General features: G+C 59.8%; 10 protein-coding genes. 4 read left to right on the plus strand and 6 right to left on the minus strand.

Annotated elements, in window-relative coordinates; translation table 11 throughout:
* The first annotated feature begins 265 nt into the window (after positions 1 to 265).
* On the plus strand, positions 266 to 2,398 hold the full coding sequence (gene uvrB / locus CHU70_RS01825; protein ID WP_016422912.1) for an excinuclease ABC subunit UvrB: 2,133 nt from the start codon (positions 266 to 268) through the stop codon (positions 2,396 to 2,398).
* Between the two features lie 132 nt (positions 2,399 to 2,530).
* The gene (locus CHU70_RS01830) at positions 2,531 to 2,971 is read left to right on the plus strand and encodes a universal stress protein (RefSeq protein WP_005511992.1); all 441 of its coding nucleotides are present in this window, start codon (positions 2,531 to 2,533) and stop codon (positions 2,969 to 2,971) included.
* Positions 2,972 to 3,055: 84 nt separating this feature from the next.
* On the opposite strand, the gene CHU70_RS01835 is transcribed toward CHU70_RS01830, so the two are convergent.
* The 4 genes from CHU70_RS01835 to CHU70_RS01850 form a co-directional block, all read right to left on the minus strand.
* Positions 3,056 to 4,150 carry a DNA glycosylase AlkZ-like family protein gene (locus CHU70_RS01835; RefSeq protein ID WP_065421639.1) on the minus strand — a complete coding sequence of 365 codons (1,095 nt, stop codon included), beginning with the start codon at positions 4,148 to 4,150 and terminating at the stop codon, positions 3,056 to 3,058.
* A gap of 34 nt (positions 4,151 to 4,184) precedes the next feature.
* Positions 4,185 to 6,686, minus strand: a complete 2,502-nt coding sequence (locus tag CHU70_RS01840) for an AAA family ATPase (RefSeq protein WP_147719395.1) — start codon at positions 6,684 to 6,686, stop codon at positions 4,185 to 4,187.
* A 133-nt stretch (positions 6,687 to 6,819) separates the two neighbouring features.
* A complete protein-coding gene (locus tag CHU70_RS01845; protein ID WP_016422909.1) occupies positions 6,820 to 7,689 on the minus strand; it encodes a DoxX family protein in 870 nt (289 codons plus the stop codon).
* A gap of 189 nt (positions 7,690 to 7,878) precedes the next feature.
* On the minus strand, positions 7,879 to 8,586 hold the full coding sequence (locus tag CHU70_RS01850; protein WP_070437629.1) for an MBL fold metallo-hydrolase: 708 nt from the start codon (positions 8,584 to 8,586) through the stop codon (positions 7,879 to 7,881).
* Between the two features lie 139 nt (positions 8,587 to 8,725).
* Between CHU70_RS01850 and uvrA the strand changes: the two genes are divergently transcribed.
* Entirely contained in the window at positions 8,726 to 11,578 is a 2,853-nt protein-coding gene (gene uvrA / locus CHU70_RS01855) for an excinuclease ABC subunit UvrA (RefSeq protein WP_070437626.1), read from the plus strand.
* A gap of 1 nt (position 11,579) precedes the next feature.
* Here uvrA and CHU70_RS01860 read toward each other — a convergent pair whose 3' ends face one another.
* Positions 11,580 to 13,616, minus strand: coding sequence for a DUF2339 domain-containing protein (locus tag CHU70_RS01860; protein ID WP_222709368.1), 2,037 nt, complete (start codon positions 13,614 to 13,616; stop codon positions 11,580 to 11,582).
* A gap of 43 nt (positions 13,617 to 13,659) precedes the next feature.
* Positions 13,660 to 14,028, minus strand: a complete 369-nt coding sequence (locus CHU70_RS11185) for a hypothetical protein (RefSeq protein ID WP_187269765.1) — start codon at positions 14,026 to 14,028, stop codon at positions 13,660 to 13,662.
* A gap of 411 nt (positions 14,029 to 14,439) precedes the next feature.
* Between CHU70_RS11185 and infC the strand changes: the two genes are divergently transcribed.
* Positions 14,440 to 14,991, plus strand: a complete 552-nt coding sequence (gene infC, locus CHU70_RS01865; protein WP_005511730.1) for a translation initiation factor IF-3 — start codon at positions 14,440 to 14,442, stop codon at positions 14,989 to 14,991.
* Positions 14,992 to 15,036 lie beyond the last annotated feature (45 nt).

Here is a 15,036-nt window from a genome sequence, read left to right on the forward strand (position 1 = left end):
CAGCCGCGGACCATCGATAAGACGGCTTGCGCTTCACCAGGAGTCAGTCCATGCGCACTAAGGGCCAGCTGGTGAAGCGGAACCCGCCTTTGCTGGCCTGGCAGCGACTTTATGCCAGCCTTGTCCAAATCTGTGCCGATTTTAATGTTGGTCCGGAACTCGACAGCCGCTCCTAAGCCCCTGGGCCCCAGCCCTGGACAGCCCAAAGCCCCAGGAAGTAACGTAACCAGCCGCTTTCAAGACAGCCTTCGCTACGCTGGGAACTATGGCATTTGCAGCAGAGCAACCCGTCCTCGCGCACTCGGAGTTCCGTCCCGTCGGTGAAGTCGAGCGCGCTGAGGGAAACTTCGAGGTCATCAGCGAGTTCGAGCCCTCGGGCGACCAGCCGCAGGCAATCGCGGAACTGTCGGAGCGCCTAGATAGAGGCGAGCGCGAGGTAGTCCTGATGGGTGCCACGGGCACCGGTAAGTCAGCCACCGCAGCGTGGTTGATCGAAAAGGTGCAGCGGCCAACCCTCGTCATGGCACCGAACAAGACGCTTGCGGCCCAGCTGGCCAATGAGCTCCGCAGCCTGCTGCCAAACAACGCGGTCGAGTACTTCGTTTCGTACTACGACTACTACCAACCCGAGGCCTACATCGCGCAGACCGATACCTATATTGAAAAGGATTCCTCCATCAACGAGGACGTGGAGCGCCTGCGCCACTCGGCTACTTCAGCGCTGCTGTCGCGTCGCGACGTAGTCGTCGTCAGCTCTGTTTCTTGCATCTATGGCCTGGGTACCCCGCAGTCATACCTCGACCGTTCGGTGTGGCTGAAGGAGGGCGAGGAAGTCGACCGCGACCAGTTCCTGCGCCTTTTGGTGGACATTCAGTACGCCCGCAATGACATTGCCTTTACCCGCGGCACCTTCCGAGTAAAAGGTGACGTGGTCGATATCATCCCGGCCTACGAAGAAAAGGCCGTGCGGGTGGAGTTCTTCGGCGACGAGATTGATTCGCTGTACTACCTCAATCCAGTCACAGGCGACGTCATCGACCAAGTCCCTGAGCTGCGCATCTTCCCAGCTACGCACTACGTCGCAGGCCCGGAGCGGATGGAACGGGCCGTCGCGGACATCAAGGCCGAACTCGCCGAACGCCTGGCGGATCTGGAAAACCGGGGCAAGTTGCTGGAAGCACAGCGTCTGCGCATGCGCACGGAGTACGACCTCGAAATGATTGAACAGGTCGGCTTCTGCTCCGGCATTGAGAACTACTCGCGCCACATCGATGGTCGCGCGCCGGGCTCGGCCCCCGCGACGCTCATTGACTATTTCCCGGAGGACTTCCTCACCATCATCGATGAGTCGCACGTCACCGTGCCGCAGATTGGCGGCATGTTCGAGGGCGATGCCTCCCGTAAGCGCAACCTCGTCGACTTCGGTTTCCGCCTCCCATCGGCGTTGGATAACCGCCCGCTGACGTTCGACGAATTCGATGCCCGCGTGGGCCAGGTCGTGTTCATGTCCGCAACGCCGGGTGACTATGAGCTCGAAAAGACCGGTGGCGAGTATGTGGAGCAGGTTATTCGTCCGACTGGGCTGGTGGACCCCAAGATCGTCGTTAAGCCTACTGAGGGGCAGATCGATGATTTGATCGGCGAGATCCGAAAGCGCACCGAGCGTGACGAGCGCGTTCTCGTCACAACCCTGACGAAGAAGATGGCGGAGGATCTGACCGACTACCTGCTCGAAAATGGCGTGCAGGTGCGGTACATGCATTCGGATGTGGATACGCTCAAACGCGTTGAGCTGCTGCGGCAGTTGCGTCTCGGCGAGTACGACGTGCTGGTCGGTATTAACCTGCTGCGCGAGGGGCTGGACTTGCCCGAGGTTTCGCTGGTGGCAATCCTCGACGCCGACAAGGAGGGGTTCCTGCGTTCGGAGCGCTCGTTGATTCAGACGATTGGTCGTGCCGCGCGAAACGTCTCCGGCGAGGTGCACATGTACGCCGACAAGATCACCGATTCCATGCGGTTCGCCATCGACGAGACGGAGCGCCGCCGCGAAAAGCAGATTGCTTACAACACTGAGCATGGCATCGATCCGCAGCCGCTGCGCAAGAAGATCGCGGACATTCTGGATCAGGTCTACGACAACGCTGACACCGATTACGAAGGCAAGACCGGTGCGGCCGCTGATGCGCTGCTCTCGCGTGCCGACGGCTCGGGCGCGGCCGATGGTGCTAGCGGTAAGCAGATGCCGAGGGCGGAGCTCGAGGCGCTTATCGCGGACCTGTCGGAGCAGATGGCCGCGGCTGCGCGAGAGTTGAAGTTCGAGCTCGCGGGGCGCTTGCGCGATGAGATTTTCGACCTCAAGAAGGAACTTAAGGGGATGATTGAGGCCGGTGTCGAGTAGTTTTTTGCTACTGTTGTGGGAAGTAAAACAGTGTATTCGCGAAAGTGGCTCTGGCCAGTGGGTTCGGGGCAACGACGGCGTTACGCACGATGAACTGTTTTAATGCAACTTCCACAGTGAGGGATAGTTTTCATGAGTGATTACAAGACCATTGTTGTCGGCACGGATGGTTCTAAGTCGTCGCTGCTCGCAGTAGAGCGCGCTGCCTCGATTGCCGCGGCTTTCGATGCCACCCTGGTTATCGGCTGCGCTTACTACGAGACTGCAGAGGATGCGTCCAAGACCCTGCGCCAGGATTCGGTTCAGGTCCTCGGTGATGACCCGGCTCAGAAGAACCTGGCTGCTGCTAAGGAGGCCGCAGAGGCCGTCGGCGCTACCAAGGTTGAGACCGAGGTTCGTTCCGGCTCCCCGGTTGAGGCTCTGATGTCTCTGGTCACTGACCGTCGCGCTGACCTGCTGGTGGTTGGCAACCGCGGTATTAACTCGCTGACTGGTCGTCTGCTGGGCTCCGTGCCGGCTGATGTTGCTCGTCAGTCGGACTGTGACGTCATGATTGTTCACACTGTGAGCTAACAAAACGGTGAGCTAGTAAGACCGTCAGCTAACAATTTAGCTTTCGTTTTAAACCGGCATCTCTTAGTTGAGGTGCCGGTTTTTCTATTGTCGGCCGGTGATAACCCCTTCTTCAACTACAAAAGGCCAGCTAATTCCGTTTCTGGTTAAGACCTGGTTGCGAAGGGATTCAGGAAGAACTTCGGTACGGCTGCCATAGCCCATGAGGTACTCGTCAAAAGCGGGCAGTCGAAGCGTCAGTGAAAGCGCGGCTTCAAGCTCGGCCTCAGCTACGTTCTGCTGCCATGCCGGCATGAAGTACTCATTTTGTGCGAGTCCTTCGCCGGTGAATTCTGTGTCAGTTGGCGTGTGCGGAGAGGCAGAGGAATCGAGGGAGAAAGGAGCTATTAAGTGGTCGATAAGCTTAAAGGCCTTTTTCGCTTGAGTTTTCGTCAGCCCCAGCCACCACGCGAAGTCAGCTACACAGATAGGTCCGCGGGAATTAACATAGCGCCAGGCAATGTCGGCCAGCGTGGATTCAGCTGAGTGTTCTGTGCTGGAGCCCTCCGTGGTATTTGCTGAGAGGCCGCCTTTGAAAGTTACGTCGGCAAGCAGGACGAAGGTATCTTCGGATCCTTTTCGTGGCCCTTGGACGACAGCGCCTTCGCCGCCGAATGTGCGCAGTAGGTGAGGACCTCTTTGTTCCGTGGGGTCTATTCCATGATCTGCGAAAACCTCATAGGCTTCAGTCCGAGTCAGCGGGTCGGACAGGCCACGTGAGCGCAATTCGGAATGAAATGCTGCCCTTGCGGTCTGCACATCATCTTGAGAAAGCCCGAGTGTCGTACGACGTCTTGCTGCTGCCTTTTCGATGCGCGGATTCGTCAACCTCATAATTGCTCCCGCGTCTTGCGCTGAAACAAAGTGCAGGGTGCCTCGTTGAGACCAACAGCGAACGATGTCGTAAGAAGAAATGGCTGCTAAAACATCGTCGGTGGTGCTGCCACTGCGTAGGGCGATGGCATTAACACCGTTCGAATAATTCTGCCCTTGTAGAGCGACCATGCCATGCGTTGCTGATAATGCAGGCGAGTTGAGGTTTGTATTCCAATCGCTGCGTGCTTGACTTGCAGCTAACCCCTGGGCAATGAGACGGCGTGCGCGAAGTTCAGCTAGCTGAGGTAGATAGTTTTGGGACATAATGTCTCACTCATTCTGTACGGCACTATCCTCGTCATTCTAACCATTGCAGCTCCGGCAAAACGCTCGACTGCTGAGGCGCCACAACAATTAGCCCCTGGGTCGCACGAGTCAGTGCAACGTACAGGTCCTGTAGCCCCTGTGGGGATTGCGCCACAATCTGGTCGGGCGCAACGACGATGACCTCGTCGAATTCCAGGCCTTTTGAGGTCGTGATGTCGTAGACCGCGCAGTTGGTGAGTTTGCTGGGGCGAGTAGCAGGTGCGTCATCGGCGGCACTAGCCCCGCCAGCACCATCAGGGTCACCATCTCCATCAGCTCCACCACCGAGAAAATCCCGCACCTCCGCGCGCGTGGCTTCGAGCAACTCGGCGGGCGCGATCACAGCGACCAGGCGGTCCGGCTGCGCAACCTGCTCCACATGCGCCAGAGCCTCCGTCACGGTGCGAGCCTGGACAGGCTTGCGGCCGGTCGCGCGGATCGACTGCGGTGCCTCCAGCTCCGGATCAATCTCGGCCAGGACGCTGGCGGCGACCTCCATCACCTCAGCTGGGGTGCGGTAGTTGACGGTCAGCTCGTGGAGATGCCACCTCGAGCCGATGATGGGTTCCAGCACATCATCCCAGGTCGCGGCACCTGCGGGGGAGCCCGTCTGGGCCACGTCGCCGACGAGGGTCATCCAGCCGTTGGGGCTGCGGCGGCGCAGCATTCGCCAGGCCATCGCGGAGAGTTCCTGAGCCTCGTCGACGATGACATGGCCGTAGGCCCACAGGCGATCCGCCGCCGCCCGCTCGGCGGTGGATCGCAGGTCGCGCTCACGGTGGCGTTCGGCCAGTGCCTCGGCATCGATGACGTCATACGCTGACAAAATCTCGGCCTCGAAGCCGTCGTCAAGATCCTGGGACGCAGAACTGGACAGGGTATCCAACGCGCCCTGCGCTTCCTCGACGCGGGCCTGCCAATCCTCTTCATCGGCCTCCGCGTCACCAACTGGGCCGAGGAGTTCCGCCAGCTCGTCGAGAAGCGGGGCGTCGGAAGGCATCCAGTCGGTGCCTTCCGGCCGGTAGAGAGCCTCGCGCGTCAGCTCGTCGTAATCGGTGGCGGCGTAGTCGATGGCCTCGCGAGAGCTCAGCAGCTCCGACAGCACCCGCTCGGGCGTAAGCGCAGGCCACAGCTCATCGAGGATGTCGGCAACTGCTCCGGATTCGTCGATTTCGTCGCGTAGATCGGCAATGTCGGTCACGGACAGGAGGTTTTCGCCGCCCAGCGGATCGGCACCGATGACCTCGGCCATCTGTGCGGCCAGCAGTTCCACCACGTGATCGCGGAAAATCGGGCGAGCCAGATTGTGGGGTTTACGAGTCCTCCGCGCACGCGTCCGCGCGGCTTTCACCATCTCCGGCGTGATGGTCAGAGTGATGTTGTCGTTCCGGACCTCAAGAGGTTCCGCGGGCAGCTCCTGGTAGGCCCGCACGGCCTCACGCAGGATCGTGAGCATCTCAATCGAGCCCTTAACTTCCTGCGCAACCAAGGGTTCGGGGTTGTGTCCGTCGATAAGCGCGTCGGAACCGCGCACGCCGGGGTAGAGATCGGCGATGGTGGTCAGCACCACGCCCGTTTCGCCGAGGCTCGGCAGCACGCGGGAGATGTAGTCGAGGAAGGTTGTGTTCGGGCCGATGATGAGGACACCGGTTTTCGCCAGCTGATCGCGGTAGGTGTAGAGAAGCCATGCGACGCGATGCAGCGCCACCGCCGTCTTGCCCGTGCCGGGGCCGCCCTGGACGACCAGAGTGCCGCGGGTGGAGTCGCGGATGATGAGGTCCTGCTCGCGCTGAATGGTCTCCACAATGCCGCGCATATGGCCGGTGCGCGCTTGATTCATGACCTCCCGCAGCACCGATTCGCCACCGACGCCCGCTTCAACTTCGGTCTCGTGTGCGCTGTCGGCTTCCTCGCCGGAGAGCCATTCGTCGTCAATGCTGCGGACCTTCCGGCCGTGCGTGCGCAGGTGTCGGCGCAGGCTGACTCCCTCGGGATGCGCGGTCGTGGCCAGGTAAAACGGGCGCGCGCCGTCGGCACGCCAATCCATGATGACCGTGCGGTAGTCGTCGTTTTCATCGGACAGGCCGATTCGCCCGATGTATCGCTTATCGACGGTCGCCCCCGGCCCTTCCTCTGCCAAAGGATTGTCGGGATCTGTGTCATCGATATCGATTCGACCAAAGACCAGGCCGATCTCGGCTGAGCGGTAGCGGTCCAGATTAGCCTGTAGTCGGTGGTATTCCACCTCGCGTTCAACGCGGGCTTGCGGGTCTGGGTCGTCGATGAGCATGACCTGGCGCAGGTACTCTTGGTCGCGCTCGCGTGCCCGGTCGAGGAAGCTGAACGCACGGTCGACGTAGGCCTGTTCGGCAGCAAGGATGCTTTCTTCTTCTCGCTGTGGTGCTGAACTTGCCTGGTCCGGCAGACCTGCCTGGCCAGTGTGGCCAATGCGGCCTGTCTGGTCCTGCCCGGGCTCGGATGCGCGCGACGCCAACCTGGTCTCCTCAACGAATCGCAAAATTAGTGCTAACTGATGTGCTGAATGAATATAAAAATATGAAAACGCTCCCGCACGCGTAGTGGCGTGGGGAGCGTTTAAGTATACCGCTTTAACTGCGGCAGCAAACTTACTGCAGGCGCTTCTGCGCCTTCTTTGCGGACTTCTTGGCCTCCTTGGAAGCCTTGGCTGCGCGCTTGCGCAGTTCCTTGCGCTGCTTGCGAGTGTCCTTCTTGAGATCCTTGCCCAGGTCCTCGGCATAGTCGCGCGCGTCCTCAGCGAGCTCGGTGGCCTTGGCAATCCAGTCGTCCTTGTTGTCCTCGACGTAGCTCTTAGCGGTGTCGAAGGCGTCGGTGAGCTGCTCGCGCCAGCCGTCCTTGTTGTCCTCGACGTATTCACGAGCGCCATCGGTGGCCTCAGAAGCGCGGTCGCGGAGCAGGCCGGCCTTTTCGCGGACGTTCTCGCCGGCGGAAGCGAAGGCTGCGCTGATTTCCTCAGTGCGCTGCTCGGTTTCAGACTTGGTCGGCAGGGCAGCCTGAACCTTCTTGTTCAGCTGCTTGCCTGCCTTCTCAGCGCGCCAAGCGACACCCGGCTTGCCGTCGGTGTCAGCAGTAGCCAGGAAGAGGCCGCCCAGCAAACCGATGTCGGTCAGGAAACCAGTGCGGCGAGCCGCCTTCTCCTTCGAATCCTGGGTTTCCCAGAATGCGTGGCGAGCGAGCATCGTCGGAACTTGTGCAGCGACCAGAGCGGTGGCGGACAGGCGTGGGGCCTTACCCAGAGCGTAGAGGGAACCCGCAGCAACCTTGGTGCCAGCGACGACCTGGACAACCAGCTTCTCGCTATTTGGCACGTACTTGTTGTACTGGTTCGGGGTTACGGAGCGGACGCGGGCAATCAGGTCGCGTGCGCCCTCTTCATGATCCTTCTGGTTCATCAGCGTGTCGACACCGTCGGCAACGAAAACCGAGGCCAGCATTGGTCGGGCAAACTTGCGAATCATCTAAATTCCATCTCCTTTGTCGTCCAGGTGAAACCGTGTTTTTGGCCATCTGGTCGCTGTAATTCACTATTAATCCTACGCAGCCCGGCCTATTTATGTCGCGGGAATGACAAGTTTTTCAGAAGCTGCGGCACCATCCAGCACTGCCAACGACGCTCATCCAGCACTGCCAACCACGCTCATCCAGCGCTACCAACCACGCTGGCGCCAGTTCTCGACCTCGGGGCTCTCGACACCAACTGTGGTGTCTTTGCCGTGGCCGGGGTGAATCACCGAGTCGGCGGGGTAGACGCGGAAGACACGGCTCTCGACATCGTCGATAAGCTGCGTGAAATCCTCGGGCGAGTACGTTTTGCCGACACCGCCTGGGAAGATGCTGTCACCGACGAAGAGGTGGTGTGACGGGGTGTCGTCGGAAAGCGCGCCGGCTTCCTTGGCGGACAGGTCGAGGCAGAGGCCGCCCTTGGTGTGTCCGCGAAGGATGAACGTGGGCAGCGTGATGTCCTCGCCGAACGTGATGGTCTCGCCGCCGTCGAGCTGCTGGTCGGCGGGCTCGGGAATGTCGGCAGCGTCGAGGCTGGACGTGATGTGGCGGGCCGGGAATGACTGCAGGAGCTCGCCGAGCGCCTGAACGTGATCGCCGTGGGAGTGCGTGGTGACAATCGTGCGGACCTGCGCGCCGACGTGCTCAACCAGGCGGATTAGATGGTCGGCGTCGGTGGCGGCGTCGATAAGTAGGGAATTGTCGGGCTCGCGGGAGTCGACCAAAAGGTAGACGTTGTTGTCCATCGATCCGACGGAGGTCTTATAAATAGTGACATTGCCGTAGTCAATGCGCTCAACGCCGCGCGTTCTCGGCGAGTTGGAGTAAGGGCTGATTGTAATGTCGTCGTTCATGCGCCCCAGGGTAATGAGGTGTCTGTCGGCGCGCTAGGAGCGCAACGTAACCACGAGTCTCTGAACACATGTGCGAAAAATTGGTTATGGACTGTAGACTAGTCGGCAGTGAATCGTCGACGAATTGAGGTTTCCCACTGTGGCTGAACGTCTAGTGGTCAGAGGCGCCCGCGAGCATAACCTGCAGGGTGTTGACATCGATTTGCCCAGAGACAAGATGGTGGTTTTCACAGGTCTGTCGGGGTCGGGTAAATCGTCACTGGCATTTGACACAATTTTCGCCGAGGGCCAGCGCCGTTACGTGGAGTCGCTGAGCTCCTATGCGCGCATGTTCCTGGGGCAGATGGAAAAGCCCGATGTAGAGATGATTGAGGGGCTCTCGCCGGCGGTGTCGATCGACCAGAAGTCGACGAACCGCAACCCGCGCTCGACCGTCGGAACCATCACTGAAGTGTATGACTACCTGCGTCTTCTCTACGCGCGCACCGGTACTCCGCACTGTCCGACCTGTGGGGAAGTAATCTCCTCACAGACTCCACAGCAGATCGTCGATCAGGTCATGGAAATGCCGGAGGGCACCAAATTCCAGGTCCTCGCACCCGTCGTGCGCACGCGCAAGGGTGAATTCGTCGACCTGTTTGAACGCCTCGCATCCGAGGGCTACGCGCGTGTCATCGTCGATGGTGAAATGCACCGTCTAACGGATCCGCCGAAGCTGAAGAAGCAGGTCAAGCATGACATTGACGTGGTCATTGACCGTCTCCAGGTGAAGGAGTCGCAGCAGCGCAGGCTCACCGATTCCGTCGAAACGGCGCTTCTGCTTGCCGACGGCGTCGTGGTCATCGACGCCGTCGGGCTAGAGGCGGACGACCCGCGTCGAACCCAGCGGTTCTCGGAGAAGATGGCCTGCCCGAATGGGCACCGTATTGCTATCGATGAGTTGGAGCCACGGTCGTTTTCCTTTAACTCGCCGTATGGTGCGTGCCCGGAGTGTGACGGTATCGGTACCAAGCTGGAGGTGGACACGGACCTGGTGATTCCAGATCCGTCGCTGCCGACGATTGAGGCGATTGCGCCGTGGCGGCAGACGCTGAACAAGAAGTACTTTGAAAAGCTGGTTGAAGGCCTCGCCACCGAGATGAGCTTCGACCCGACCACGCCTTTCGAAGACCTCACAGCGCCGCAGCGCAAGGCCCTGCTGCATGGTTCCAGCCACAAGGTCACGGTGCGTTACCGCAATCGCTACGGCCGTACTCGCCAGTACACCGCACCTTTCGAAGGCGTGATGCCGTACCTGCACCGCAAGCTGTCACAGGCGGAGAGCGACTCTCAGAAGGAGCGTTTCCAGGGGTACATGCGTGAGGTGCCGTGCCCGGCATGTAGCGGTACTCGTTTGCGTCCGGAGATTCTTTCGGTGACGTTGGATTCGGCGGAGTTCGGGCAGAAGAATATTGCCGAGCTGACAGAGCTATCGGTTCACGATGGCTCGGCATTCCTGAATTCGCTGACTCTGGGCAAGCGCGAGGAAATGATTGCCGGGCGTGTTCTGCGTGAGGTGCAGGCTCGTCTGAAATTCCTGCTTGACGTTGGCCTGGATTATCTGTCCCTGTCTCGTTCGGCAGGCACGCTGTCCGGTGGTGAAGCGCAGCGAATTCGTCTGGCCACACAGATTGGTTCGGGGCTCGCTGGCGTGCTCTACGTCTTGGATGAGCCCTCGATTGGTCTTCACCAGCGTGATAACAACCGTCTAATCAAGACTCTGAAAAACCTGCGCGACCTGGGCAATACCCTGATTGTGGTCGAGCATGATGAGGACACGATTCGCGAGGCCGATTGGCTGGTCGACATTGGGCCAAAGGCCGGTGAATACGGTGGACAAATCGTCTACCAGGGTGAACCGTCTGGCATCGTTGACTGCGAGGAATCACTGACAGGTGCGTATCTCTCGGGTCGTCGGGTATTGGCGGTGCCGGAGAACCGTCGTGCGATTGATAAGTCGCGCATGGTGACGGTCAAGGGCGCTCGCGAAAACAACCTGAAGAAGATTGACGTGAAGTTCCCCCTCGGCGTGTTGACCTGCGTTACGGGTGTTTCCGGGTCCGGCAAGTCCACCTTGGTCAACGAAATCCTGGCCAAGGTGATGAGCAACGAGCTCAACGGTGCTCGTCAGGTGCCGGGTCGACACAGCCGCGTGGAGGGGTTGGATCAGCTGGACAAGCTGGTGCAAGTTGATCAGTCGCCGATTGGTCGCACCCCGCGTTCCAACCCAGCGACGTACACCGGTGTGTTCGACAAGATCCGCAACCTCTTCGCCGAGACGCAAGAGGCCAAGGTTCGTGGCTATAAGCCCGGTCGATTCAGCTTCAACGTCAAGGGCGGCCGCTGTGAGGCGTGTAAGGGCGACGGCACCATCAAGATTGAGATGAACTTCCTGCCGGACGTCTATGTGCCTTGCGAGGTTTGCCACGGCGCGCGCTACAACCGCGAAACGCTGGAGGTTCGTTACAAGGGCAAGACCATCGCTGAGGTTCTGGACATGCCCATCTCCGAGGCAGCGGAGTTCTTCGAGCCGATTCAGTCGATTGCGCGTTATCTCAATACGCTTGTCGACGTCGGCCTGGGCTATGTCCGTCTCGGGCAGGCGGCAACCACGCTCTCGGGTGGTGAGGCTCAGCGCGTGAAGTTGGCCAGTGAGCTGCAGAAGCGCTCCAATGGCCGGACGGTCTACATCTTGGATGAGCCGACCACGGGGCTGCATTTTGAGGACATCCGCAAGCTCATGTTGGTGTTGCAGGGCCTGGTGGACAAGGGCAACACCGTCATTGTCATTGAGCACAATTTGGATGTCATCAAGTCTGCGGATTGGATCATCGACATGGGGCCGGAAGGCGGCTCCGGCGGTGGCACCGTGGTTGTAGAGGGCACGCCGGAGGATGTCGCGAACTGTTCCGGCTCCCACACCGGGCAGTACCTGAAGCCGCTGCTTAAGTAGCTTAGGTAGTCGGCTCGTTTCCGTCGGAAATTCCAGGACCGTCGGTGCGGGTGATGCCTTCCATTCTGTCAGCAGCGGGGTCGGCATCTGCTGCGCCGCTCGCACCGGCAGCGTCGGCAGCAGCGCCGGCAGCGTCAGTATCGCTGGCGGTGCCGTCACGGTCCGGTGCCGCCGGCTCCTCGGCACTCTTCTGCTTCGCCCCGGAGACCGCCATGGCCAGCAGAATCAGGCCACAGCCGAGGAACGCCAAGGCGCGGATAACGCCATCGAGCGTTGCCATGTCGTAGAAGATCAGCTTGACGATAGACAGCGCCGCAATCGTTAAACCCGCTGCCAGTCGCGCCGGAATGTGGTGGAACCTCTTCGATAGCACCAGCATGCCGGCAATCGTGGCCCAGAAAATACTCAACAACATGTGTGCAGCGTTGAAGCTCACGCCAATAGTCGTGAGCAGCACGATAAATGGCATACCCAGTGCAGCCAGGCCAATCAGTGCAAAAGCTGGCGGTAGCTGCGACCTCGCTGCCGTCACGGCCAGGCCGACGTCGGCGCACAGCAGGAACAATAGCGAAAGCATTTCTGCCCACGTTGCCGAGTAGTCGTCCGCAGCACCGGCATTCAATGCTGCGGGCAGGATGTAGAGGTGTACTACCGTTGCGCCGAGCAGCCAGGTCAGTGCCGCAATCTTTGTATATGGTGCCACGGCATCCCGGGTTGGTTCAGGAGCCTGTAGTCGTGCGCCAATCGCGCCGTGCTTCGATGCTGTGGCCAGCGCCCAGACAAAGAGCGCGGCACCGATAGAGATTGGGATGAGACCCCAAGAGTGGGGTCCAGTATCGGCTCCTGAGCTCCTTTCCGGGCCTGCCACCGCGAGCGCTAGCCAGGGCAGAATTGCCGTGGCTAAGGCCATTGGGGCGAGATAGCGGAAGATGGCACGGTTCCAAAGGAATACTGCAGCAATTGCGATGAACAGCACGAATCCGCCGTAGAGCAGCAACCAGAGGCTGGAGGTGGACTGTGTGGCGTTGACCGTTGGGACTGCAGCTACAACCGGAGTCGAGAAGGCAACTACTGACGTGATGGTGACCAGATCGTCTTCCCAGGTGCTGGTTTCCGAAGGCTCGTCGTCAAGCTCGGGAGTGAGTTGGCGAGCCAACGCCAGCGGGCCGAACTGGGCAAACGCGAAAAGGGCAATGGTGAGTGCGGCGATTGCGGGCATCACCAGTGCATTGTTGGTCGTGATTACGCCGATGAGAACGTTTGCGCCGAGCAGGAATGCGACTACGTACTTCCGGAAGGGGACGTTCAGGAGGCAGACGATAGCGGCGATGACCATCAGTTGAAGGGTGATTTGCGCGAGCGAGGAGCTCAGCGGGCGGGCGTGGAAGTTGAGGCCGATCGTCGCCCACAGCATTAATCCGGTGTTGATTGTGATTGTCCACGCCGCGGTTGCACTCGACTTCGTCCACCGCGCGCCGTATAGACCGACTGCGGCGAAAGGCAACATGATGACCAGCGTCGCTGCCACCGGAATCCAGTCGAGGAGGTAGGACATCGACATCGTTGTCAGGTGCGCAGCGGCTAGTGATGTCGCAATCAGCGCCGTCACACCAGCAGGCGGTGCTTGACGACGGTGCGCTCGCACAGCCGCGACCGCGAGCACGGCGGCCAACAAGTAAGCCAGGATCACACGACCGGCTGGTCCAATCAGGCCGGATTGGATTGCGACCGCGACGAAAAACGCGATACCGGCAGCGGTGATGAGACCACCGAAGATGGCGATGATTCTGATGATTGCCTTCTCGTTGCGCCACCAGGGCTCGCGAGGTTCGCGCGGTGCCTCTGGCAGCTTCGGTGGCGAGGTGGAGTCTGTGGGAGAAGACTGTGGCGAGGGAGAAGACTGTGGCGACTTCGAATCCCGCCGCCATTGGTGGGCAGAGGGGAAGCCGAACATCGGCTGCGCAGTTGCGTCGCTCTGTGGCAGGGGAGCTGGTTGGTTCCGCCAGTCAGCTTGCGTTGGCGGTGGTGGCACCTGCATCTGCTGAGACTGCTGGGGATACTGCGGTGTGGTCAGTGTCTGCTCAGCCTGCGGTTCCCAACGGGGAGGCGGTGTCTGCTCTAGTGGTGGACGGGGCGCTGGCGGTGGTTGCGGATTGTGTCGATGTGCCCCCTTGAGGTGCTGGCGCAGATTCCGTGCCCATAGTTTGAGGCGAGCGCGGTACGGTCGGCTCGTGCTCGCTTGCCTGGGAAAGGCGTACCTGCCAAGTATGGGTGAGCTGAGCCAGCCGAAGCGAGCTAGCCTCGAGATCTGCCAGAGCATGGGAAAGCCCTGAGACGGAGTCGCCGGTCAGGACAAAATCGCCGGTCGGTGGCTTGCCGTATCGGGCGGAATGCTGATTAGGATTGGTGTTCTCGGCTTTAGGGCCAAAGCCGTTGGAGCCAGTATTCATTGTGACGACTTTAATCGTGTTTGGCCTAAAAACTATGGAGAGAATCTACCAATCTGATTACAATTCGGATTGCGCTATTTAGCGCTCGGTTTCGCGCCGGGGAGCTGATGGTCAATAACCTGGCATAAGAGTCGGTTTTGGTGTGCGAGAACAGCTGTGTTAACATCTCGTCTACGACCGCCAGAATGCGATGCTTGCTGCCTTCGGGGAGCATTTAGTTGCATTCGGCAGCGAAGAGGATTTAAGTCCCACCCTAGGTGCGCCAAAGAATTACGGTAGCGCCGGGGTCCACCCTAATCGGTGATGTCACATCGCACGATTGGAAGGCGTCCTTATACAGTGTGTAGTAATCCGCTGTAGACGCGTGGCTTTTCTTCCTTTCCCGCTTGCTATCGCGGTTTGAAACGAAGATTGTTCAGGTTCAACCTAGGAGGCCACATCAGCGCTGAAGCTCGTATTAACGAGGATATTCGAGTACCGGAAGTCCGCCTTGTAGGACCGAATGGTGAGCAGGTGGGCGTTGTCCGCACCGGTGACGCACTCAAGCTCGCTTACGAAGCAGACCTTGACCTGGTTGAGGTTGCTCCGCGAGCAAAGCCGCCGGTCGCCAAGATTATGGACTACGGCAAGTTCAAGTACGAACAAGCCCAGAAGGCACGCGAGGCTCGAAAGAACCAGCAGCAGACTGTGGTCAAGGAGCAGAAGTTCCGTCCGAAGATTGATGACCACGACTACGAAACCAAGAAGAACAACGTTGTTCGTTTCTTGGAGAAGGGTTCGAAGGTCAAGGTCACGATTATGTTCCGTGGCCGTGAACAGTCTCGTCCAGAACTGGGATTCCGCCTGTTGGAGCGTCTGGCCGCCGATGTCGAAGAGTACGGCACCGTCGAGTCTCGCCCGAAGCAGGACGGTCGCAACATGACTATGGTCCTGGGGCCGGTTCGGAATAAGGGTAAGAAGTAACCGACCTGACCAGAAATGGTTGTAAACGAGATTTTTGCGCCACGA

The sequence above is a fragment of the Corynebacterium sp. LK10 genome, from assembly GCF_008042455.1.
Lineage (GTDB): Bacteria > Actinomycetota > Actinomycetes > Mycobacteriales > Mycobacteriaceae > Corynebacterium > Corynebacterium jeikeium_D.